This window comes from Chryseobacterium metallicongregator, assembly GCF_031324065.1.
GTDB lineage: Bacteria > Bacteroidota > Bacteroidia > Flavobacteriales > Weeksellaceae > Chryseobacterium > Chryseobacterium metallicongregator.
Genome location: NZ_JAVIXS010000020.1, coordinates 195,634 through 217,359 on the forward strand (window position 1 = coordinate 195,634; position 21,726 = coordinate 217,359).

The window sequence follows — 21,726 nt, forward strand, 5'->3', positions numbered from 1 at the left end:
AATTCTCTTACCAATATAAAACCCCTGAATTAATAGGGGTTTAACTATTTATGTAATTCTAATAAATATTTATCTAATTTATTTTCATCTATTTTATTGAATTTTTCACCAACAGATCCAGGTTTGTCTGACGCTTTGGTTAAATCAAAGTACATGTTTTGTAATTGGTGTAAGTACCTTATTTTCTTTTCAATGTCACGATGATTAGCAACTGCCCCATTGTATTTTACATGCCATTTTTTAATTGAGTCATTTTTATCTTCATATTCTTTTAGGGATATCATATCTAAAACATAATATTCATTTTCAAGAATTGCATTAATATTAATTAGTAGCTTTGACGTTATTTCTACAGGAATAAAGCCGTTGTCATTTGAAATTCTTAGCACTTCTGAATCTGGAATTTCTTCGTTGTCCCAAATAATTTCCGTACTCATTTGTATACCCTGTATTTCACTAATTCTCTTACTTTCATTTTTAGTTTTGCACTGCAGAAAATTACCTTTTCTAAATTCTTCGTAAATCATATTATTAATTTTAACCTACAAATAACCCACAAATAAGTGAGGTATATAAGTGTAAAATTAAAAACTAATTGAATTTATCCAAATGTTTCTCTATAAGCCATTTGTTAAGACTACTTTTTAGTTCCATTAAAAAGTAAGCGTCATTTTTTGGGTAATATAAGTCAATAAAGTTGCAGGAGTCAATGCCATCTTTTTTACATTCATACTTGTTATATTGTAATGCAAAAATTACATCTTCTTTCATTGCTTTAGCAACTAATAAGACTTCATTGTTTTCAATAATTTCATACGTCGTACCTTCAATGGTGATGATAATTATTACATATTAAAATTATGTATAGACAGAGCTATACTATTAGATATTCATGGAACAGGTTATGTTTTCTATGATTACAAAAAAATGAACAAGAAAAAATAAGACAATATGAAAAATCACAAAATCCATTTAAAGCAAAATGACAGTCAGTTTCCTACCGATAAAGAAATTCGGGTTTTCCTCCGAAAATTAGGATTAAAAGATGTTGCTTTTTCTATATTAAAAACAGTTGAGTTTGCCGAATTATCTGAAAAAGATTTAAAAACTGTCATTACAAGCAAACCTCAAAATCCTTTGGAAAAATTATTGAAAGGCCAGCTGTTAAAATGATGTTTTGATGAATGAACTTTGGTTAAGGCTATTTTTATCATTGAATATGTCGTAAATGGGAGGTGTGGAAAACCTGCTACATAGTATCAATACATACTACAATTCTCACATTTAAATCCATCCAATCAATCCTAAGAAAAAATATTAATTCAAAGTATGGGGAAAATACCTATGTGACTTTTAAACAATTTTAAGTATACTTGCAAACATAAAAGACACAAATCCAATGATAATTTATTACACCAAATCAGGACAATCCCTTGCTGATCTCTGTAATGAAATACAGCTTGAAAATCCTGAGTATTTAAGGGAGTATCATAATCAAAATTGTTCTTTGTCTGAACGCTTTACTGGTGATATTGTTCAGGGGATGAAAATCTATATTCCATCATCAACTGAAATCCTTGAGATCAACAAAAAAATCAGAGACAATAATCAAAGCTTTTATGATTTTCCAACTAAAGGAAAATTCCCTTTTGACTTTAAACTCTGGGAAGGAAATTATCAAATTACTCAGACTACCTATTCTGATGATACAATTCTTGTAAAGTATGAAAACAAAGTAAGATTAGATCTTGAAGGTATTAAAAACGGATATTATCACTTTCTCTTTTCAGCATTTGATTTCAGAAAAAATGAGGATACTTCAGATTCCAAAGTGGAGACCCTTGCCAAAATGTGTATAGAGGTTATCTATCCAATTCGATATATTATAGATTTTGAGGGAAAATTTATTGATATATTACTGACAAAGAAAACAGAAGATATTGTTTCTGAATTAGATTCTATAAAGAACTTTTTTCCAGATCAATATTCATCTGATTATATTGAAAAGATGAAAGGTATCATTGAAAGTCCAGAAATAATTTTACGGAAGTTTAAAAATACATTATTTAACTCTTTTATGTTTGGGGCATTCTACAGAACTCAATTAGGAAACTGGACAAGTTCAGATGTTTACTATGATTTTTATCCTTGGATCTTTGATGCTCAGTCGATACGATTTGAATTTCAAAACTTATTATTATCTAAAGATATTGTAGATGATGAAAGAGTAAAGATCCAGCAAAAAGGTATCTCTATTGATAGTCGAAACCTGGAAGGATTACACTTTATAGATTCCAAGTTCGATGAGAAAACAGGTATAGAAAAGAAACCTATAGATTGTGAACATTTTGCGGAATATCTTTTTAACCGAGAAAATTTATCATTGTATAAAATGGAAGCAAGGTTTCAATATTTTGGTCATGAAAATACTAGAAGAGAAGGTTTCTTTTTAGAAAGAATTACAGATAATTATTAAATTTGAAAACCACCAAAATCACAATACGATGTCAGAAAATTCATCCCCTCACGATGGTAAATATTTCGTGATCCAAAAAGGAAAAGCCCAATGTAATCAAGGGAATCAGTTTCCACAGTTTAAAGTAACCTCACACCAGAAACATTATTGGAATAACAAAGAAGGACAAGCGGATTATTTAGCCGTTACAGAAGATGATCTACAATTTACACCATCTGGCCCTAGCTTTGGACAGTGCAAGCTGAAACCAAGTTCTGGTGGTTATTTACCTTGTGCTTTTGCCCCTGCTGGAAAATGGCAAAAACCTTATGAGAAGACAAAAGTCATGAACAAAAGTTGTATTACAGAACTTTCTGAATTGATGTGTACAACAGGAGGAAAAATTACAATAAAAGAACATGGACAAACTGCGGAGGTAACCAAACAGAATGTCAGGAATGCAGATCCAATACAGCAACAGAATATTAACCCGTTGCTTGACTACAAAGAATTTCAGGATGAACAGGAAGAAGATGTAAACATCTGCGAATAAACACACAAATATGGGAAAATTAACAATTATCGGAAATGATAAACCTGTGATAGGAAAACAGGAAATGTATTCTGTTACTACAATAAATGGCTGGCAGAATCCTTTACAACCTATTAAAAATCCATTGCAAGTTCAAAAAGCACATTGGGAAGTAATGGTACAGACCAAAACAGGTTGGAGAAAAGGTGGAAGCGATAAAGAAGGTCAAATGGTTCCTTATATTTTCGGACAGAAGAGTTTATTTCATAAGGGAATAAAGATCATTGTACGTCAGGGTGAAGACTATGGAGAACTCATTGTACATCCACAAAGGGCTAAAGAACCTAAAATAACCAGGGTGGAACTTCTGGATGCTAACTATAAACCTATTCCAAAAGGTAAAAAGCTAAGCTATAAAGATACCATTATTGCAAGGGCATATTGTGTAGAGATGTTCGAGATGAATATTGCTTTTACCCTTTGGGAAGATGATGCTCAGGGAGAAGGACACAATCCCACAATAAATGCTTTGAATAAAATAAACCCTGTCCCTGTTCTTAGCAAAGTGAATGAAAAAGGAATGGCAGAAGCTGTTTTCAGATTACCTTTTTACACAATGGCTGTACTGATTGCCAATGCACGCACTGCATCAGGTGATAAAAGCGAGGGAGCAACCCACGAATATTATGTAACGGCTGATGTAGTGAGTAAACATATACAAAAAGCAAGTCCCAACGTAAATGTAGTTAACCCTACTCATAATCCAGAACCTCCAAGAAAAAGAGAACTTCCAAAAGGAAATACCCCTTCGCCAACAAAACCTAAAACTACTCCTGCTCCAGAGAAGCCAAAACCTAAATCGGATTCTCCTAAGTTTCCCGTAACCACAGGTGGTAAAAAGGCTGATGATTCTAAAGGAAAGATTTTAAGTGCTGAATTTGTGGATAACAATGGTAACAGACTCCATTCTTCGAAAGTAGGAACTACTGTAAGAATAAAGATTGTTGCAAAGGAGATGAAAGACAAAAAAGTGAAGGTGAAAATATGGGAGGAAGATAATTTTAGTTGGACCAATGATATAATTTTTGAAAAAGATTGTGTTTTAATTGGTGACAACAATTATATCAATAATGTACAGCTCACAAAACAGATGTTTGATAAAGCCAAAGATGGTGGAAGTGACAATGCAAGACAGGATTATTTTATAGAAGTAATACACAATGATACTTCAGTAACTTCTGCTGTGATGCCTGTGAGTGCAGATGTGATTCCTACTGAAGTACCGAATGGGAATAGTGCAACGATGGTGAAAGAACCGAAGCAAGGGAAAACTCCTTCTAGTTGTATCTGTAAAGAACAATATAAAGATTTGATTTGGGGAGAAAAAGTCAGCTGTGAATTTAGAAAAAAGGTTATACAAATAGCAAAAAGACTAGAAAAAGATCCTAATTTGTTAATGGCAGGAATGGCATTGGAGACAGGGAAAACATTTTCACCAACCGCAGGAAAGAAAACAAGCTATGTCGGTCTCATACAATTTGGAGATTCCGCAGCAGAATCCGTTGGAACTACAAGGGCTGATTTATTAAAAATGACCGCAATACAGCAATTAGATTATGTTGAGAAATATTTAGCAAAAAAGAAAGATAAAATAAATACTCTTACAGATTTTTACTTATCAATATTAATGCCCGTTGATGTTGGAAGAGGAAATCAACCCAACCATGTTGTTTTTGATAATCAATACCCCTTAGCATATAAAAAAAATGGGAAATTAACAGATTTAAGCAAATCAAGACATTACGGCTACAGACAAAACCCAACTTTTCTTCATGAAGAAGGTGAAAAAAAAAGATACGAAAATGGTGGAAAAAAGGAATATGATGGAGAGGGAAAGACTTATATTTGGGAAATTGAAAAAAGTATTAGTAACTTCTATGAAGAAGGAAAGGCTCATAAGGTTAAAACTTTTGAATGTCAAAAAAGCCAAGAACAAAAAATCCAACCTACTTTGGAAAAAGGGGTATGGAACGTTATCATTACAGAAAAATATACTGGCAGTAAATGTACACATAAAGAAAAAACTCCTATTAGGAACAACTGTAGAAGAGGAAAAATGGAGGTTTACGATCACTCAGGAAAGATTGTTTTTACAATAAAAGATTGTCTACTTGAAGGGATAGCAGGAGAAGATAGAATGATAACAGATTCTGATGCTCCGTTTGGGGTATATCAAATAGCATCATCTCCATTTATAATGGGATCATCATCAGGAAAAAAAAGAACGACTTATGGTCCCAATCCAAGATTGGCATTTGAGCCAATAAAGGGTACTGGTGATGAAGCAGATAAAAGTGGTAGATCGGCCATAAGAATTCATGGTGGAAGGCAAGAAACTGAAACATTTGAGCCAAGAAAAAATCCAGAGCTACTGAGAACGAAAGGCTGTATAAGAATATGGGATTCTGAGGCTAAGCAGTTTTATGATTGGTGGGTTGAATATCATAAAAATAATCCAAACGTTAAACCTGGAAAATTAACTTTAAAGAAATAAATCATGTTAAATAGATTATTAAGCATATTTTTTTTAAGCCTTTTATTTGTGACATATAGCTGTCAAAAAAACAACAAAAAACAAGATAATCTTATGAATAATACTCAGGTCATAAATGAAACGAGGTTGATAGATGGTATTACTATTGATAATACAATTTTTCAAAAAAATGATATAGACCTCAAAAAATATCAATACAATAATCAGTATATTGAAGATATAGAAATTAAAGATTTATTAGACAAAAATTTTAGGACTGAGTTTATAAAATTTTTAAAAGAGACAAAAACTGAAGATGATGAATTTAAATCAACATTAGTCACTCAATTATTGATTATCAGAATGATTCAATTATCAGATGTAAATGCATTTTACATCTTATCCGAACTTTCCAAAGATAATGATGTAGCCTATAATGGCGTTGAATTATATGGTGAGAAACTTACAAATTTTTTTATAGAGAATCCATTATTTTTTATACAACAGGGAGCCAAATATCATGAAACGACTTTATTAAATTCAATTTTTCCACAATTAGACGAATTTTTGGTAAAAAAGTCTTTTTTTAAAGATAATTTGGGTGAAATTGATTTAAAGAATGGACAATTATTTCTCTTCCCAGATAAAGAAAAAGAATTTAGTGAGTCTTTTAAAAGAAAAATATCTAAATTTAGTACTGAAGAGTGTATTTTTTCGCCAAGCTTATACACCGCATGGCAAAACAAAACAATAAATTTCATAGATATAAGTCCTCTATTTGGGGAAGAACTATTGATAAAACTTAATGTATTTGAAAGAAATTATTTTAATCAAAATATTCAAAACACATTAAATGGATATATAATTAATTCCGAAAAAACATCTAGCCAGTCTTCAGCCATCATAATTGACCCAGATGGCTATACCAATTTAAGAAAAGATAAAAGCACATCCTCTGAGGTTCTACAAAAGGTGAAATCAGGAGAACATATTGAGGTTTTGGATAACACGGATGATTGGTTTTTAGTGAAGACTAAAGAAGGAAAAGAAGGATATATTCATAAAAGCAGGATAAAATCAAAATAATGTATCCCAAATGAACAACATCGAAAAATTACTAAACTCTTTGATGGAGCAAGCAGAATTATTTCTAAAAGAAAATGGTGTGTTTGCTCCTTTTGGTACATACATTAGAGCAAATGGCGATTTGACTTACATTGGTGCTTATTCTGAAACAACTGATTCAAACGAAATGTATGATCTACTAATAAAAGATCTAAAGGACGAAGATATCCGAGCTACAGCTATTGCCTGGAATGGTACAGTTGATGGAAAAGATGTAATTGTTAAAGAAGTGTTTCTTTCTTTAGATGGCAACTACCAAAGTATTCATCCTTATATAATTGAAAATGGGATAGTAGTTTTCGGTGATGAAATTAAACCACGTATTAACCACTAACAAATTAATTTTATAAAAAAAGAAAATGACAGAAAATATTGAGAAAATATCAAAAATTATTCCCATTTTTTCAATACTAATTTTATTTAGTAGTATAATTAGAAACTTTATTTTTTATCAATATTTTGGTATTAACATAAATGAATATATTGGACTATCAGAGTTTACATTGTTATTTATTAATGATTTAGCATTTTACTTAATATCCATTTTGTCTTTCCTAATTTATTTACCTTTCATATATGTGAAAGATTATTTTAGGAGAAAATATAGTGAAGAAATTCTTAGATTTACAAATACGAAAAAAATTGCGAAGACTGTAATGGTGTTAGCAGTAATAAACTCTATTCTAATATTTATTATTGATTTCCCTTTAGATATTCAGTTATATTTTTTACAAACGTTTATAATAGCTTTTTTTGCTTCATTATTACTCTGGCTGGATAAAAGCATTGAGTTTTCTAAAAAATATAGTTTGATATTCATTTCTTCTTTATTAATAATATTTCCAATAATAAAAGCATTTACTGATATTAATAATATTGAAAATGAAAAGCCTTATAATGAAATTATTTTTAACTATAATAACAAACAAATTCAATCAAATAAATATTTTTTATTTTTAGGTAAAACCAATGAATACTTATTTTTATATAATAAATCTACTAAGTATACCGAAGTATTTAAAATGTCAGAAATTAACAATTTGAAAATAAGAAAATTATAGGAAATGTTTTATATGTCAATTATTTGAATATTAGGGTTTTTAATCCGATTGTAGGTGCTTGTAATCCTACTGCTTGGGATTGAACTTGTAAAATACCGTTAGACATAGCTTAAAAACAGCTCCTTAATAGCAGTCTCCATGATCGAAGACAAACTAATAGGATTTTAAATCTTTAGGTTCTATCTTACTTTCCCACCCGAGCATTTTAATAAATCAACCTTCAAAATATATTTTATGAAATTTCCAATGTAAAAGGACAATGGTGAGCCTTCACCCATAAAAATACCCCTCCAATTTCTCTCGAAAAATCAAATAGTCCTTTATAGTAGAATTTGCAACAATTTAATACCAGTAAAATTATTTGGGTGTGGGGACAATACCTTCTATATCAATCCCCCCTTACTAGTCTAATAGTTTTTTTTTCTAGCCCCCTCTTAAACTGTTCTCCTCTTACAACCATATATAAAAAAATACCTAAAGTGCTAAGAACACGATAGGCAACATCAATAAGTTTTAAAATCGGTAAAAAATTATCGACATGACAAATTTACAAAATTGTCTTGATTCTTGCAGTATCTATGTAGGAACTTACAAAAAGCACAACGAAGGTTCATTATTTGGGGAATGGCTCAATCTTTCGGATTATTCAGATTATGACGAACTATTAGAAGCAATGAAAGAACTTCACCAAGACGAAGAAGACGCAGAATTCATGCTACAAGATCATGAAGACTGTTCATTCTTTGAAAAGCTAGGATTAATAGGAGAAAGTTATATATCAAAAGATATATATGAAATAGCCCATCAAATAAACGATTCTGGCTATGATTTTGAAATTTCCGAGGCCTTACCTTGATTTGTATTGGAAAAATGGATTTTCAAAGCATTTATGACGGTGTAATAAATTATTATACAGGTGAATATTCAGACGATGAAACATTTGCACAATATATTTTAGAAGAAAGTATTCCAGAAAATTTACCAAATTATATTTATATTGATTGGGAGGCTACAGCAAGAAGTTTGATGTATGATTATTTTGAAAGTGGGGGATATTATTTTAAATCTTAAAAATATTATAAAACCAACTGTTTTTGTGCAAATTTTATGCAAATAAAAAAGAGTTGCAAATTTAAAATAATGCAACTCTTTGATTATTAATGTGGAGAATACGGGATTCGAACCCGTGACCTTTTGACTGCCAGTCAAACGCGCTAGCCAACTGCGCCAATCCCCCGTTTTTATTGTAAGGCGGTACAAAAGTAAGTATTTAAATGATATTTGCAACTATTTTATAATTTTTATTGAATTAAAATTAATGGAAGTAGGCTCAGTGACCGCAAAAGACATTATTCCTCATTGAATAACATCCCAATTAATCCTATTTTTGTCTGAAATTATATTACAATCATGCTACTCTATACAGAAAGATTGGTTCTACGGGATATTAGGATTGATGACAAACAGGATATTTTCGATTACCGCTCAGATGCCGAAGCCAATAAATTTCAAGGATGGATTCCTGAAACCCTGGAAGAAGTGGAAAGTTTTATCCAAAGAAATACTAAAGAATTCAACCAACCTGAAAGCTGGTATCAGCTGTTGATTACTGATAAAGCAACAAAAGCAGTCATTGGAGATATCGGAGTTCATTTTATCGGAGATGAAAATGTACAGGTAGAATTGGGAATTACCTTAAACACCTCATTTCAGGGTAAAGGATATGCTTCTGAGGCTTTAAAAGGAGTCATTAGTTTCTTGTTTAATGATTTGCATAAACACAGAATTACAGCTTCCGTAGATCCTGACAACATTGCTTCCCTTCAGCTGATGGAAAGAATCGGATTAAGAAAAGAAGGGCACTTTGTGAAAAGTCTGTTCTGGAAAAATAAATGGGTTGATGATATTATTTATGCGGTTCTTCGTGAAGAATGGCCTACAAAATAGTTGTTCTTAAATGATCATTTATTTTGCTGCACCACACAAAATGAATTTCCTTCGGGATCCAGAAGGACAACATAGTCAGCATCCTGTTCGTAATTCCAGCCTTGCATCTTTGTTGCCCCTATACTCAAAAGCCGCTCTACTTCCTGTTGCTGATTATCAGTTATCAGATCTATATGATGTCTCTTTGGCTCTTCCGAACCGGTTAATTTTAATGATAACTGTATTCCATCGCCCTCTTTTGGGATCAGAATGGCAAAATCAGTATCTGGCTCATCTTTTATTTTGTAGTGTAAGGCTTCACTCCAAAAGGCAATTGCTCTATTCAAATCCACAACACCCCAGACGATGGATAGTATTTTTAAATTCATTGCAGCATTGTTTTTAAATAATGATAGAATTTCAGATCTTATAATGGTATTCCATAAAAAATATAATTAGAGTATACACCCATCAATGGAATAGCAGATATCTACTACAACACTGTATATTTTTCGTAAAATGGAGTGAATTTTGTTCTTACAATAGTTAAGGCAACTAAATCATTGCAAATTAAATAGGATACAATCATTGTATGGAACCACTTTTTTATCGTAACCGTAATCCAGTTATCATTTTCGATCAATGAATACATCTCTTTTTTTAAGTGTGTAATAACATGATCCTTCTTCTTTCCGTTTAATGAAAATAAGTCTTTCATAATCTTTGGTAATCTTTAATAATTTTTAGTTTAACAAGTTTTTATGTTGGCTTATTTCATGGGTTAGCTTTATTATTCCAAATATAGTGAAATACACAATGTTTACTTTATGACACAAATCATAAAACGAGTGTTAAAATATCCTAAAAAAGACGTGTTTCAGTTATCCTTTCTTAAATTTTCTATTTCCAAAGTGTATTTTCTTCGAGTACGTTCCGAAACAATCAGTCCTGGAAAATAGAAATTTATATTCCTACTCTATAGAGCAAAAGAGCCAAAATTGAATATTTCGGCTCTTTTATTTCTTAAAAATAAAGGTTTTTACTTTTTAAATAATGGATCAGTTCTTTCGGACGGTCAGTCTGAATAATGTTGACTCCTTTATCAATATACCAATCATACAGGTAAGGATGATCAAGAACGAGGTCATCATTGTTTCCGGCGTTATGATGGGGCCATAATGAATTGACCCAGATTTTAACCTTACTTTCTTTAAGCTTTTTAAAATCAATCAGATTCTTTTCCGTTGCTCCTATTGTAAATTCAAAACCATAGACTTTATAGCTCTTAAGGTACTCTGAGATTTTTTTCAGATCTTCCTCTTTCCCCAGCTGGATAATCGGCATATAGTGAATTTCATTTTTGATATCATCATATTTCCGGTTGAATTCCGTGTAGGATTCATGACCTTTAAACAAAATCTGATCCAGCATATTTCGCTTTTTCACCAAAGGATAGACCTGTTTTATATAATCAAAACCTTTATCGAGATTCAGGAGGATTTTTCCATCGGAAACTTCTAAAATCTCCTGTAAAGTAGGAACACTCATTTGAGTTTCCACTCCCAAACCGTCTCTTAGATGAAGCTTTTTGATTTCGGCTAATGTAAAATCAGAGGGTTTCCCTTTGCCTGTTGTTGTTCTGTCGATGGTATTGTCATGCATCAGAATCAAAACACTGTCTTTCGTCATGGCAAGATCTATCTCAGCCATATCGACTCCTTTTTCAATAGCTTTTTTTACCGCCCACACCGAATTTTCCGGAGCCTCTCTCCAATCTCCACGATGAGCAACCACCATTACTTTGTTATCGGGAAAAGCGGAAAGTGAAATTTTCTTTTGCTGAGCAAAGTGGAGAGACGAAATAATAAGAAGAAACAGTTGTAATAATTTATTGTTGAGCATAATTTTAAAGTTTAAATTAATATCCTGGATTTTGTTTAATTGCGGGATCTGTATTGATCTGTCCTTGTGGAACAGGCATCAGAAGATGATAGGGTTTTATTTGTGCAGTGCTGTATCCGGGGTTATTATTAAAGTGAGCTGTCATTACCGAAATAGCCTTTCCTGTCCTCACAAGATCAAACCACCGGTGTCCTTCTCCTACAAATTCAAGCCTTCTTTCGCGGTCAATTTCATTCAGTAATGTCTCTTTTGTGGAGAGGTTTACAGATGCAATACCTGCTCTGGTTTTAATTTTATTCAGCCATATATTGGCATTGGTAAAATCATTCTGTTGAGTAAAACATTCCGCCATCATCAGGAAAACATCAGCTAATCTCAGCACCACAAAGTTGCTTCCTCCATCGGCAATGGTATTGGACGTTTTGACTAGCTTTTTACTGAAAGGAATTCCGTTTGACGTAAGCCCGATATAGGCAGACCGCCTTGTATCTCCTGCCAAATAAAGATTGTAAACTTCTTTGGTGGGAAGATTATGGCCTTTCGCTCCGGAAACTGATCCGGAAGGACTGAACATCTGAAATGCCGAACTTCCTTCCGAATTTCCGTTCAATCCGGAGGTGAACTGTACATCAAAAATAATTTCAGCATTATTTTTATTGGTGACATCAAAAATTTTACTGACATCGGTCAAAAGTTGATAACCTAAAGATTCAATCTGATTTAAATAGGTCAGTGATTCTGCAAACTTATTTTGTGTCAGAAGCACTTTACCCAAAATTCCCAAAGCCGCTCCTTTGGTTACTCTACCCTTTTGCGTTGTGGTGGTTGGTAAAAGATCAATCGCTTCTTTCAGATCTTTTTCTATCGCTGAATATACTTCTGCGACAGGTGTTCTTGGCTGCCCAAAGTAATCGTTAACATTCGTGGTTTCTTTTAATACCAATGGAACATCACCATAAATTCTTACCAGATTAAAATACATCAGCGCTCTCAGAAACTTCATTTCTCCGGTTCTCGTATTTTTCAGGGCATCAGTCATATCCGGGATTTTTCCAATCCTTGTCAGAATAATATTCGCCTGCTGAATTCCGACATAATTGTCCTTCCAGGTACTTGCAATAAGGCTGTTATTAGGTTGAATAGTGAAAAAATCCAGTTCTCCATACGTAAAAGAATCATTGGCTGGAACCTCATCATAGGTGTTGTCAGAAGGCAATTCTCCCAGTGCAGGCATTGCCAGTTGATACTGTCCGGTGTACTGAAGGGCTCCGTAGACTGAAACAATTCCCTGCTCAATTTCAGAAGCATTGGTATAGAATTGTGAGGAAACTTTCTGGGCTTCAGGATTTACATCCAAAAGATCAGACGAACAAGAAAACATCACAGAAAGACTGAATATTGTAAAGAATATTTTTTTCATGATTTTAAAATTTAAGGTTAAAGCCTACAGAATATATTTTAGCTACCGGATAATAAGCCTGATCAAAGCCCTGGGTAAGAACATTGTCTGAAGTGGCATCGATATTCATTCCTTTATATTTTGACAGCGTGAAAAGATTGTTTCCTACCAGATAGATCTGTGCGTTTTCCAACCCGATATTTCCAAGCATTGATTTTGGGAAATTGAAAGCCAGACGAAGTGATCTCAGTCTTACATAATCTGCATTTTTAAAGTAGAGATTTGAGGTTCTGGCTTCTTTTCTGTTGTTGGAAAAGTTCATATTTGGCATTCCGAAAAATCCATTGGGATTGCTTACTGCATTATAGCGGTTGTCAAAATAATACTGCGAGGCCATTCCGAAACCTTCTCCTGATTCTAAGGTAGTGACAGCATCGGCATTGTAAATTCTCTTCCCTATTTCGCTGTATAATGAGAAGCTTAATTCAAAAAGTCCGTATCTGAAATTATTATTAAAACCGAGAATGTATTTGGGAACTCCGCTTCCGAAACTTCTTTTATCATTGACATCAATTTTCCCATCGCCATTGAGGTCTTCCATAATATAATCTCCAACCATTGTTCCGGTAATGTGTGGTGAATTGTTGATCTCATCCTGAGTTTTATAAATTCCGACGATGTTGTACCCATACATTTCACCAATAGAGCCACCTACCTTTGTAACAGAGAAATTATTTTCACCCGTGATAATCTGATTCTGTCCGTTTGCCAAGGCCAAAACTTCATTTTTATTGGTGGAAAAATTAAAGCTTCCCGAATAGGTAAAATCGTTGGCAATATTGAAAGTTTTCGAAGCAATCTGTAATTCAAAACCAGAGTTTTTGATCTTCCCTATATTTTGAAGCGATGTACTGAAACCAGACTGCTGTGGAACAGGAACATCAAGTAACAAACCGTCTCTGTTCAGAATATAATAATCGGCAGAAATATTCAGGATATTTTTAAACAGAGAGAAATCAATTCCGAAGTTGTTTGATCTGGACTTTTCCCAGGAAATATTAGGGTTGGGAGCCGTTGCCGTTGTATACCCTGGTGTTAGAACGCCGCCAAAATTATAATTATCAGGATTCATCAGCGAAAGTGCCCCGAAATTAGGAATCTGATTATTTCCGTTGCTTCCCAGGCTGTATCTTAGCTTTAAATCCGTTACAATAGTATTTTCAGGAAAGAAATTTTCATTACTGATCGTCCAGCCTGCAGAAAATGCATAGAAATCTCCCCATTTGGAATTCTTCCCGAAACGTGAAGAGCCGTCTCTACGATAAGAAGCCATCAGATTATACTTATTATCAAAGGTGTAATTAACTCTGGTAAAATAAGACATCAGCCTCCATTTGTATTGTGTCAGTGTATTTTTAAATGAAGTTCCGCCTGCAATATTCCGGATGCTGTTGTCTGGAAATGCGGTAGCTTCGGTTAAAAGCTGAGTATTATCTTCCTGCTGAAAAGACTGTCCGGCAATGGCATCTATTCTATGCTCACCCCATTTTTGATCAAATGAAAGCAGGTTTTCAATCAGATAATTTTTACGGATATATTCTGTTCTGTTCGCAAAAGTAACATCCGGAGCGGCCGCTCTGTAGGCTCCTACTGTGGAAGGATCGAAGAAATTATATTCGTAATTGGTGTAATCCCCGCCTACTGAAAGTCTGTATTTCAATCCTTTCAACAGTTCAAGCTCAGTAAAAATATTTCCGAATGTTTTAAATAAAGTATATTTTCTGTTCGTCATTTCCTGAACCGCAACGGGATTCTCTACCAAAGCACCGTCAGTTGCTGTATTTCCTAAGATTTGTTGGGAAATGGCCAAACTTCCGTCATCATTATAAGGTTTAAAGAAAGGATACATTGCAGTAGCCATCTGCAGTGGATTATAACTTCTCGAATTTTCTGCTGCATTGATGGTACCCGTTGCATAAGACGGTGTCATTGTTACTCCTATTTTCCATTTATCCGTAAGTTCTGTGGAAAGATTAACGCTGGTGGAAAATTTTTCGTAATCTGTCCCGATCACCAATCCTTTCTGGTTAAAATAGCTCATGGTAAAAGCATATTTGCTTTTATCGCTTCCTCCCGTAACATTTAATGAAGTCTGGCTTATGGGTGCCGGTTTCATTACAGTATTCAGCCAGTCGGTATCTGTTAATCCAGGCTGCTTTGCCAGATAAGGGGCGAGATAATCAGGGATTAACTCCCGTAAAGATGCTCCCTTACTTATTCTTGTAGCATTATCATCAGAAATACTTCTGTTGCTGCCCTTGGAAAGATAGTTGTTATCTCTGGCTTCTTTCAGAAAAGTGGCCATATCGTAGGCATTCACCAATTTTACATTATCACTTCTCATCTGCATTCCGTAATAGGAATCAAAAGAAACAGCCATTCTGCCTTTTTTCCCTTGTTTTGTTTCAATGATAATCACTCCATTGGCTCCTCTGGAACCATAAATGGCTGCGGAGGCGGCATCTTTTAAGATATCAATTTTTGCAATGGAATTAGGATCAATAGCATTCAGATTGGAACCTTCGGTGAGAGGAAGTCCGTCCACAACGATCAAGGGATTCGAACCCGCTGTTAATGTTCCGATCCCTCTTACTCTGATAGAGGGTGAACCTCCCGGCGTTGCATTAGCCTGAGTAATCTGAACTCCGGTTGCTTTTCCGGCAATAATATCTCCGAAATTACTGGAGGCAACCCCTTTCATCTGTTTTTCATCAATAGAAGAGATAGAGCCGGAATTGTTTTTCTTACTCTGTTTTCCATACCCTACCAAAACAACCTCATCAATATTTTTTTCTCTCGATGTTACCGTGTCTTTTATAGGATTTAAATATTCCGCAGACTGTTGAGCATTATTCCTCTGAATTTTTGCAATTGCTCTTGCATTGAGACGAACGGTGACGGTTTTCTGATCTACATTAAAATCGAGACCAATATTTTTCTTCAGATAGTCTAAAGACGATGATAATGACTGATAGTTAACCTGAGATTCATCCACCTGAATATCCTTAAGGTCTGAAACCGAATAAAAGAATTTTACGCCATGTTCTTTTGAAAGTTTTTCAAAGATTTTAATCAAAGGCGTTTTCCGCTGAATGACGGACTGTTGAAAACATTTGTTAGCCTCTGCGTAGGTAAACTGTGGCGCGCACAAAAGACCCAACAACATCATGCTAATTGTTGTTTTTTTCATAGCTTTGCTGAAATTAGTTGTTATTTGACTGATTTATATTCAATGCATCGGTAACCCCAATTACTGGTGCATTATTTTTCTAAAATGATATGATAATCTGATTCTTTTCGTGTATTTAAACTAAATGGAAATCCTATGGTTTTAATAACTTTATTAAGGTCTCCGGTGATATCTCCATCAATAACGTTTTCTCTATACTGCTGAGGGTAGCTTATCGAGATATTGTACGTCTTCTCCAACTGTGAAATGGCCTGCCCGAATTTCATTTCATTAAAATCAAATGTCCTTACGACATCCTGATCGTAGAAATGTTTTTCATTTCCGTCTTTGTCTGCCAGCCATGTTTCTTTAGGCAAAAGATAAGTGGTGTGACCTTTGTAATCAATTTTTACTTTTCCTTCTTTCAGATAGACTTTTTTATCTTCGGATCTTTGATCAAGCAGGAATTTTGTTCCCAACACTTTCACTCTAAATCCATTGGCATCAATGATAAAGGGCAACGCTTTATTTTTAGCAACACTGAAGAATGCCTTTCCTTTAAAAGAAACATTTCTGGTTTTCTTACCGAAATTTTCTGTCAGCATCAATTCACTTTCTGGTTGCAGGGTAATAATACTTCCGTCCGGCAAGGTGAATTCCTTTTGCATCGTTTCCGTTCTGAAAACCATTTGCTGATGAGATGAAGAGCTTAGAGCATTTTCAGTAAAGAACAGAGTCATCACGGTAAATAAAGGTAAAAGAACAGCCGCAGCCCACAAAAACCTTTTTGTCTTGTATCTGGATCTGATTTTATTTTCAAGTCCGTTCCAGATTCGCTGATCTGCAGAACCCTTCATTTTCCTGTTTTCTTCTTTGACTGATTTCCATTGATTTTCGAAATCCATACGCTCCTATTTGATCTTTATTAGAGAATACGCAGGAAGTGCAGAATCGTCAACCTATATTTTTTTGATTTAACGATTTGTTCATATTGGGTGATGTTGGGTTAAAGTTAACTCAAGCCTAACTAATTTAAAGAAATTAAATGATGAAGGAAATTGGAATAGTAAAAGTATCATCTAAAAGAAAAAATTCAAATTCGCTCTCAGAAACTTCAACACCTTATTCACATGTTTTTCAACAGCCGTTTTGGAAATATCATTTTCCTGAGCGATGGTAAAAAGGCTGAGATTCTGGATTTTATTTTTGATGAAAAACTCACGGCTTTTTTCGGGAACCTGTTCCAGAAGACTTTCTATCTTTTTGAGTTGGTCTTCCTGCTGTATTTGTTTTTCTATTTCTGAGTTTTCTTCATCCTGACTTTCAGGGGAACTTTCTAGAGGAACGAAAATCATTTTTCTTTTACGGTAGAAATTGGAGACTTCCTGTTTGGCAGATTTAAAAATAAGCGCTTCAATTTCTGATGGAGAATGGATTTTGGACAGATATTTCCAGACATGCATAAAAATGTCCTGTACAATTTCTTCAATATCTTCCTCTTCCGAAAGGTATTTGGCCACAAAAAAATACACCCTGTGCTTGTAACCGGAATATATTTCTTTAAAATGATCCATTCTTTAATACGTCTTTGAACTCAAAACTGGTGATACAAAAGTATCTAAAAGCTATGGCAATCATATTAAATATATATTAAGTTTAAATTCTTAGCATTCATCCATCGCCGGATTTTCAAAGAAGTATTTTCTGATTATTTCTCAGAAAGAAAAGTTAACATCATCCGCAGAAGGTCTGAAATTGGAATGCATTGCTGCTGTAAAATAGTCACAAAATACCTGATACACCGCAGAATTGGTATCCGTAGCCCGGATTCCTAACTGTGTATAAATAGTAAGGATCTGATGGGACAATTTTTGAACCAGTTCTACTCCATATTGATGAATCTTATGTTCTTTATCTTCTGAAATTCCTTTGTGATCACCGAGTATATTTTCTACTTCTCTGGCTATATTTAAAACTTTTCCCAAATGCTTTTCAACGGATTCTGCAAAAATTTTGAAATTGATTTCAGGACGAATATTTTCTGCTTCTTCAATAAAATGAGAGGCCATTCCCAAATAATTGACCAATAGCGTCAAATCTGCAAAAATCCGAAACGGAATACTGTCCAAAGTATCATTGGTGAAAAACTGATCGTACACAAAACTGTAATCTTCACTCACCAGAACATTTTCAATAGTGAAAGAATAGGTACCGCTGGCTTTCATTCCCATGGATTTCCAGCTGGGGATAATTTGAGCCTTTTCTTTCGGAATGATGAATGATTGAATAGTCTCATTCCCGTCTTTATCCGTTATAGGTTTCCCGTTTTCTGTAATTTTGGCATTGAGTGTAAAATGGGTCAGATGAGGTGCTCCTGTTGCAAAATTCCATGAACCGTTGATCAGATAGGTATTATCATCCTGCTTTTCTGCGGTGCCACCAATCATTCCGCTTCCGCCAAAACAGGTTTTGGTATGGGTGAAGAGTAATTGGGCAACTTCTGGTTTACTATTTCTGGAAAAATAGTTGGCTCCGGCACAAAGTGTCAGCATCCAGCCAAAGCTTCCATCGGTTTGCGCCCAGCCAAATAATACTTTAAGCCCTTCTTCAAAACGATAGCCGAGTCCACCATATTTTTTGGGAACCCAGATTTTAAGCAATCCTTCTTCGTGAATATGCAGCATCACTTTATCAGAAATTACAGAAGCTCCCTGAAGTTCTTTTCTGATGTCTTTAGTACTGAGCATGAGCTTTGGATTTAATAATTTTTTGCCATTCTATATAACCGGAGATTGCCACTAAAAATAAGAATGATGTTAAAACAGCATAGAGATATAATTCCTTATGAATCATTAAAGGAATGGAAATAATATTACTGATATTGAGGATCACCCAGTTTTCAATTTTCCGTCTTGCCATCAGCCACATTCCTGCCCAGGCAAAAGCACTTACCAGAGAATCCCAAACAGGAACATCCGAATCGGTAAAATGAGTGAGAAAAGACCAGAATAAGATAAAAGTTCCCAAAACAATTCCTCCGGTAATCCATTTTTCATTGGTGGTGGTAACGGAGATTTCCATTTCGGATTTCTGTTTACCGAATTTCCAGTACAGCCATCCGTAGATGCTCATGATCAGATAATAAAGATTCAAGGTGAATTCAGCGTACAGCTTGGAAGTAAGCATCACATACAATGTAAGCAGAATACCCGCAATTCCGAAAAGATAGTTGTTGACATTGTTTTTACGGGCCAGTAAAACCTGAATCACTGAAAATAAGACTCCGAACCATTCCGGTAAGGTAATTTGTTTTAAAATGTCCTGCATCATATTAATTTTTAGAAATCAAATGATGAGATGATAAGTAAGCAATCCCTACGCCGGCATTGTCCGGATCAGGTGTGGAAGTACATTCCTGGGTATCATCTCAGCCACTGTTATCTGTAGCACCCCATTGTTGGGGCAAAGGTGCAGCTTTTTTGTGGAAAAAGAAATACATCAGACTAACTTTTTACGTATATGATCAGGATTATAAAAGATCTGAGTGCTAAATTATAATTTAGTAGATCATTATGTTTAATTTAAAAATTTATGTTATGGACAATCAGAAAGAAATCTCGGTACTTAATGACTTACTTCACATTACAAATGACAGAATGGAAGGCTTCGAAAAAGTAGAAGGGAAAGTCTGGGAAATGTATCCTGATGTAAAGGATGAGTATGATCATATGATTTCACAATCGAAAATCATGAAGAATGAACTTATAAACCTCATTACAGAAAGACAGGGTAATCCGGAAAATTCAACTTCCATTGCAGGAGCCATTCACAGGACATGGATTGATATTAAAAATTCTTTCACCATGGGTAATTTGGTAGAATCTACATTAGGAAATGTAGTGTTTGGGGAAAAAGCAGCTATAGAAGCATATCAAAATGCTATGGACAGCGGAAATCTTAGTGAAAAAGGGATTTAAACCGTCTCAGAGCAGCTTCGTAATCTGAAAGATTCTTATCGGCAGTTTAAGAAAATTGAAGAATACAAAAAGAAAGAAGAATAAAAAACTCCCCTTAAAAAGAGGAGCGTAATAATCAAGAACAAAATAATATTTAATCATTCAAAAGTATCAAATACATTCTGTTTGTCTTATGATGCAAGTCATATTAACCCTAGATTATCTGACCGCATTTTTCGCCTTTTCGGATTCTTTTAAATGATGTTCAAGTGTGGGAAGTGTCTTAGAGGCAAAAGATTTTAGTGAAGTTTCTGTTCCCTTTGATGCTTCTTTTTTGAATACTTCTATATCTTCTTTATGATCACTCACCATAAGATCTGTATATTTTTTGTCAAAGTCTTTTCCTTTCTTAGCTTTCAGATCATTATACATCTTCTGCTTATCTGCCTCCAAACCTGTGGGAAGTGTATAGCTATTATTGGAAGCCCAGCTTTTAAGTTCATCATTCACTTTGGTATGATCTGTTACCATCATGGATCCCAGAGATTTTACAACAGGATTTTCAGCATTTGTTTCTGCTAATTTTCCCATCATAACTTCCATCAGCCCTCCTATTGCCGCTGCATCTGCAAACTTTTTGTCCTGATCACTTAGAGAAGTTTTCTGGTCTGTGGAGGTTGAAGTTTTAATAGAATCGCTCACCGTCATTCCAGATTCAGCGGAAGGAGACATGGTTGTACTTTGCGTGGATTGGCTGGACGGTGTTTGGTCATTTTTTTTACAGCCTGCCAAAGCAGCTACTGCAAAAATTGTTACTACAAAATTTTTCATAATAATAAATTTTAAGTGGTGATATGAGTGAAATCTATGAGGACTTCTTTATAATAGCAACAATTTATCGGCCAAATAACATTTTCAGCAAATCATTTATTATCATAAAATATTATGAATAAACATTTTACAATTATCGAATCAGCCGGAATGTAAGATTAATACGCTCTTTCATAGAAGTTACAGATTTAGCAATCCGATGTTCCCAGTTTTCCTGAAGATCACCTTTCATAATCAATAATGATCCATGAGGAAGTGGTAGGCTGTATTTACTTTGATGATGATCTTTTTTCCTGAAATCAAAATTTCTGGTCTGCCCTAAACTTAAAGATGCAATCACAGGACGTTTCCCGTATCTGCTTTCCTTATCCTGATGCCAGGCAACCGAATCATTATGATCCCTGTAAAGATTAAGCAATACGGAATTGAACTGATAACCAAATATATCTTCTATCCTTTGTTTTAAAGAAAATAATTCGGGAGTCCAGACGTTATTATCCACTTCACCATTTCCTAAAGGATAATCCGTTTTCGGATCACCATACCAGGCTGTTAAACGAGGGGTCAAAACCATTTTATCATACATTTTCTGGGTTCGTTGTTTCCAGGGAGCGGTTTCAAGCAGATGATTTTTAAGTTGGTCCGCTTCGTCCCGACTCAGGAAATGTTCTCTGTATTCCAAAAGGTCTTTTGGAAATTCATATAAATCTTCTGTGTTGAACAAGCTGAGCTGAGTCATATTTTTAGTTTTTAAAATAATAGGAAACCTTATTTTAT

At 34.2% G+C, this 21,726-nt stretch carries 22 protein-coding genes and 1 tRNA gene; 11 read left to right on the forward strand and 12 right to left on the reverse strand.

Features of this window, described 5'->3' with window-relative positions:
• Positions 1 to 44: 44 nt before the first annotated feature.
• On the reverse strand, positions 45 to 527 hold the full coding sequence (locus REB14_RS18840; RefSeq protein WP_309522960.1) for a hypothetical protein: 483 nt from the start codon (positions 525 to 527) through the stop codon (positions 45 to 47).
• 424 nt (positions 528 to 951) lie between these two features.
• On the opposite strand from REB14_RS18840, the gene REB14_RS18845 reads away from it, so the two are divergent.
• The 9 genes from REB14_RS18845 (at position 952) to REB14_RS18885 (ending at position 8,777) form a co-directional block, all read left to right on the forward strand.
• Complete coding sequence (locus tag REB14_RS18845; protein WP_309522961.1) at positions 952 to 1,173, forward strand: hypothetical protein; 222 nt, start codon at positions 952 to 954, stop codon at positions 1,171 to 1,173.
• 226 nt (positions 1,174 to 1,399) lie between these two features.
• Positions 1,400 to 2,476: a hypothetical protein gene (locus REB14_RS18850; protein ID WP_309522962.1), complete on the forward strand. Its 1,077-nt coding sequence runs from the start codon at positions 1,400 to 1,402 to the stop codon at positions 2,474 to 2,476.
• A gap of 28 nt (positions 2,477 to 2,504) precedes the next feature.
• Positions 2,505 to 3,008 (forward strand): DUF4280 domain-containing protein, encoded by a 504-nt coding sequence (locus tag REB14_RS18855; RefSeq protein ID WP_309522963.1) that lies wholly within the window; start codon positions 2,505 to 2,507, stop codon positions 3,006 to 3,008.
• Between the two features lie 10 nt (positions 3,009 to 3,018).
• Positions 3,019 to 5,541, forward strand: coding sequence for a hypothetical protein (locus tag REB14_RS18860; RefSeq protein WP_309522964.1), 2,523 nt, complete (start codon positions 3,019 to 3,021; stop codon positions 5,539 to 5,541).
• A gap of 3 nt (positions 5,542 to 5,544) precedes the next feature.
• Entirely contained in the window at positions 5,545 to 6,606 is a 1,062-nt protein-coding gene (locus REB14_RS18865; RefSeq protein WP_309522965.1) for an SH3 domain-containing protein, read from the forward strand.
• A gap of 10 nt (positions 6,607 to 6,616) precedes the next feature.
• Positions 6,617 to 6,979, forward strand: a complete 363-nt coding sequence (locus REB14_RS18870; RefSeq protein WP_309522966.1) for a hypothetical protein — start codon at positions 6,617 to 6,619, stop codon at positions 6,977 to 6,979.
• Between the two features lie 25 nt (positions 6,980 to 7,004).
• Complete coding sequence (locus REB14_RS18875) at positions 7,005 to 7,706, forward strand: hypothetical protein (RefSeq protein WP_309522967.1); 702 nt, start codon at positions 7,005 to 7,007, stop codon at positions 7,704 to 7,706.
• A gap of 538 nt (positions 7,707 to 8,244) precedes the next feature.
• On the forward strand, positions 8,245 to 8,562 hold the full coding sequence (locus REB14_RS18880) for an antirestriction protein ArdA (RefSeq protein ID WP_309522968.1): 318 nt from the start codon (positions 8,245 to 8,247) through the stop codon (positions 8,560 to 8,562).
• 14 nt (positions 8,563 to 8,576) lie between these two features.
• Entirely contained in the window at positions 8,577 to 8,777 is a 201-nt protein-coding gene (locus REB14_RS18885; protein ID WP_309522969.1) for an antirestriction protein ArdA, read from the forward strand.
• A gap of 92 nt (positions 8,778 to 8,869) precedes the next feature.
• Here REB14_RS18885 and REB14_RS18890 read toward each other — a convergent pair.
• Positions 8,870 to 8,943, reverse strand: a tRNA-Ala gene (locus REB14_RS18890).
• A 173-nt stretch (positions 8,944 to 9,116) separates the two neighbouring features.
• Here REB14_RS18890 and REB14_RS18895 point away from each other — a divergent pair.
• Entirely contained in the window at positions 9,117 to 9,653 is a 537-nt protein-coding gene (locus REB14_RS18895) for a GNAT family N-acetyltransferase (protein ID WP_309522970.1), read from the forward strand.
• Positions 9,654 to 9,667: 14 nt separating this feature from the next.
• On the opposite strand, the gene REB14_RS18900 is transcribed toward REB14_RS18895, so the two are convergent.
• The 8 genes from REB14_RS18900 to pnuC all read right to left on the reverse strand — a co-directional run bounded on the left by REB14_RS18900 (position 9,668) and on the right by pnuC (position 19,492).
• Entirely contained in the window at positions 9,668 to 10,021 is a 354-nt protein-coding gene (locus REB14_RS18900; RefSeq protein ID WP_079241570.1) for a VOC family protein, read from the reverse strand.
• A gap of 634 nt (positions 10,022 to 10,655) precedes the next feature.
• A complete protein-coding gene (locus tag REB14_RS18905) occupies positions 10,656 to 11,534 on the reverse strand; it encodes a glycerophosphodiester phosphodiesterase family protein (protein WP_079241568.1) in 879 nt (292 codons plus the stop codon).
• A 16-nt stretch (positions 11,535 to 11,550) separates the two neighbouring features.
• The gene (locus tag REB14_RS18910; RefSeq protein WP_309522971.1) at positions 11,551 to 12,954 is read right to left on the reverse strand and encodes a RagB/SusD family nutrient uptake outer membrane protein; all 1,404 of its coding nucleotides are present in this window, start codon (positions 12,952 to 12,954) and stop codon (positions 11,551 to 11,553) included.
• Positions 12,955 to 12,958: 4 nt separating this feature from the next.
• Positions 12,959 to 16,183 carry a SusC/RagA family TonB-linked outer membrane protein gene (locus tag REB14_RS18915; protein ID WP_309522972.1) on the reverse strand — a complete coding sequence of 1,075 codons (3,225 nt, stop codon included), beginning with the start codon at positions 16,181 to 16,183 and terminating at the stop codon, positions 12,959 to 12,961.
• 71 nt (positions 16,184 to 16,254) lie between these two features.
• The gene (locus REB14_RS18920) at positions 16,255 to 17,067 is read right to left on the reverse strand and encodes a FecR family protein (protein ID WP_309522973.1); all 813 of its coding nucleotides are present in this window, start codon (positions 17,065 to 17,067) and stop codon (positions 16,255 to 16,257) included.
• A gap of 174 nt (positions 17,068 to 17,241) precedes the next feature.
• Complete coding sequence (locus REB14_RS18925) at positions 17,242 to 17,736, reverse strand: RNA polymerase sigma factor (RefSeq protein ID WP_309522974.1); 495 nt, start codon at positions 17,734 to 17,736, stop codon at positions 17,242 to 17,244.
• A gap of 141 nt (positions 17,737 to 17,877) precedes the next feature.
• A complete protein-coding gene (locus REB14_RS18930) occupies positions 17,878 to 18,909 on the reverse strand; it encodes an acyl-CoA dehydrogenase family protein (RefSeq protein WP_309522975.1) in 1,032 nt (343 codons plus the stop codon).
• Positions 18,896 to 19,492 carry a nicotinamide riboside transporter PnuC gene (gene pnuC, locus REB14_RS18935; protein ID WP_309522976.1) on the reverse strand — a complete coding sequence of 199 codons (597 nt, stop codon included), beginning with the start codon at positions 19,490 to 19,492 and terminating at the stop codon, positions 18,896 to 18,898. The genes REB14_RS18930 and pnuC overlap by 14 nt, the downstream gene beginning before the upstream one ends.
• A 266-nt stretch (positions 19,493 to 19,758) precedes the next feature.
• On the opposite strand from pnuC, the gene REB14_RS18940 reads away from it, so the two are divergent.
• Positions 19,759 to 20,139, forward strand: a complete 381-nt coding sequence (locus REB14_RS18940; RefSeq protein ID WP_309522977.1) for a DUF2383 domain-containing protein — start codon at positions 19,759 to 19,761, stop codon at positions 20,137 to 20,139.
• Positions 20,140 to 20,337: 198 nt separating this feature from the next.
• On the opposite strand, the gene REB14_RS18945 is transcribed toward REB14_RS18940, so the two are convergent.
• Both REB14_RS18945 and REB14_RS18950 read right to left on the reverse strand, forming a co-directional pair.
• Positions 20,338 to 20,949, reverse strand: a complete 612-nt coding sequence (locus REB14_RS18945; RefSeq protein WP_079241561.1) for a DUF4142 domain-containing protein — start codon at positions 20,947 to 20,949, stop codon at positions 20,338 to 20,340.
• Between the two features lie 133 nt (positions 20,950 to 21,082).
• Complete coding sequence (locus REB14_RS18950; protein WP_309522978.1) at positions 21,083 to 21,688, reverse strand: alpha-ketoglutarate-dependent dioxygenase AlkB family protein; 606 nt, start codon at positions 21,686 to 21,688, stop codon at positions 21,083 to 21,085.
• Positions 21,689 to 21,726: the final 38 nt, after the last annotated feature.

Excerpts from the sequence above, each read along its gene's own strand:
- REB14_RS18840 (WP_309522960.1), bottom strand. The coding sequence starts at position 527 with ATGATTTACGAAGAATTTAGAAAAGGTAATTTTCTGCAGTGCAAAACT.
- REB14_RS18845 (WP_309522961.1), top strand. The coding sequence starts at position 952 with ATGAAAAATCACAAAATCCATTTAAAGCAAAATGACAGTCAGTTTCCT.
- REB14_RS18850 (WP_309522962.1), top strand. The coding sequence starts at position 1,400 with ATGATAATTTATTACACCAAATCAGGACAATCCCTTGCTGATCTCTGT.
- REB14_RS18855 (WP_309522963.1), top strand. The coding sequence starts at position 2,505 with ATGTCAGAAAATTCATCCCCTCACGATGGTAAATATTTCGTGATCCAA.
- REB14_RS18860 (WP_309522964.1), top strand. The coding sequence starts at position 3,019 with ATGGGAAAATTAACAATTATCGGAAATGATAAACCTGTGATAGGAAAA.
- REB14_RS18865 (WP_309522965.1), top strand. The coding sequence starts at position 5,545 with ATGTTAAATAGATTATTAAGCATATTTTTTTTAAGCCTTTTATTTGTG.
- REB14_RS18870 (WP_309522966.1), top strand. The coding sequence starts at position 6,617 with ATGAACAACATCGAAAAATTACTAAACTCTTTGATGGAGCAAGCAGAA.
- REB14_RS18875 (WP_309522967.1), top strand. The coding sequence starts at position 7,005 with ATGACAGAAAATATTGAGAAAATATCAAAAATTATTCCCATTTTTTCA.
- REB14_RS18880 (WP_309522968.1), top strand. The coding sequence starts at position 8,245 with ATGACAAATTTACAAAATTGTCTTGATTCTTGCAGTATCTATGTAGGA.
- REB14_RS18885 (WP_309522969.1), top strand. The coding sequence starts at position 8,577 with ATGGATTTTCAAAGCATTTATGACGGTGTAATAAATTATTATACAGGT.
- REB14_RS18895 (WP_309522970.1), top strand. The coding sequence starts at position 9,117 with ATGCTACTCTATACAGAAAGATTGGTTCTACGGGATATTAGGATTGAT.
- REB14_RS18900 (WP_079241570.1), bottom strand. The coding sequence starts at position 10,021 with ATGAATTTAAAAATACTATCCATCGTCTGGGGTGTTGTGGATTTGAAT.
- REB14_RS18905 (WP_079241568.1), bottom strand. The coding sequence starts at position 11,534 with ATGCTCAACAATAAATTATTACAACTGTTTCTTCTTATTATTTCGTCT.
- REB14_RS18910 (WP_309522971.1), bottom strand. The coding sequence starts at position 12,954 with ATGAAAAAAATATTCTTTACAATATTCAGTCTTTCTGTGATGTTTTCT.
- REB14_RS18915 (WP_309522972.1), bottom strand. The coding sequence starts at position 16,183 with ATGAAAAAAACAACAATTAGCATGATGTTGTTGGGTCTTTTGTGCGCG.
- REB14_RS18920 (WP_309522973.1), bottom strand. The coding sequence starts at position 17,067 with ATGGATTTCGAAAATCAATGGAAATCAGTCAAAGAAGAAAACAGGAAA.
- REB14_RS18925 (WP_309522974.1), bottom strand. The coding sequence starts at position 17,736 with ATGGATCATTTTAAAGAAATATATTCCGGTTACAAGCACAGGGTGTAT.
- REB14_RS18930 (WP_309522975.1), bottom strand. The coding sequence starts at position 18,909 with ATGCTCAGTACTAAAGACATCAGAAAAGAACTTCAGGGAGCTTCTGTA.
- pnuC (WP_309522976.1), bottom strand. The coding sequence starts at position 19,492 with ATGATGCAGGACATTTTAAAACAAATTACCTTACCGGAATGGTTCGGA.
- REB14_RS18940 (WP_309522977.1), top strand. The coding sequence starts at position 19,759 with ATGGACAATCAGAAAGAAATCTCGGTACTTAATGACTTACTTCACATT.
- REB14_RS18945 (WP_079241561.1), bottom strand. The coding sequence starts at position 20,949 with ATGAAAAATTTTGTAGTAACAATTTTTGCAGTAGCTGCTTTGGCAGGC.
- REB14_RS18950 (WP_309522978.1), bottom strand. The coding sequence starts at position 21,688 with ATGACTCAGCTCAGCTTGTTCAACACAGAAGATTTATATGAATTTCCA.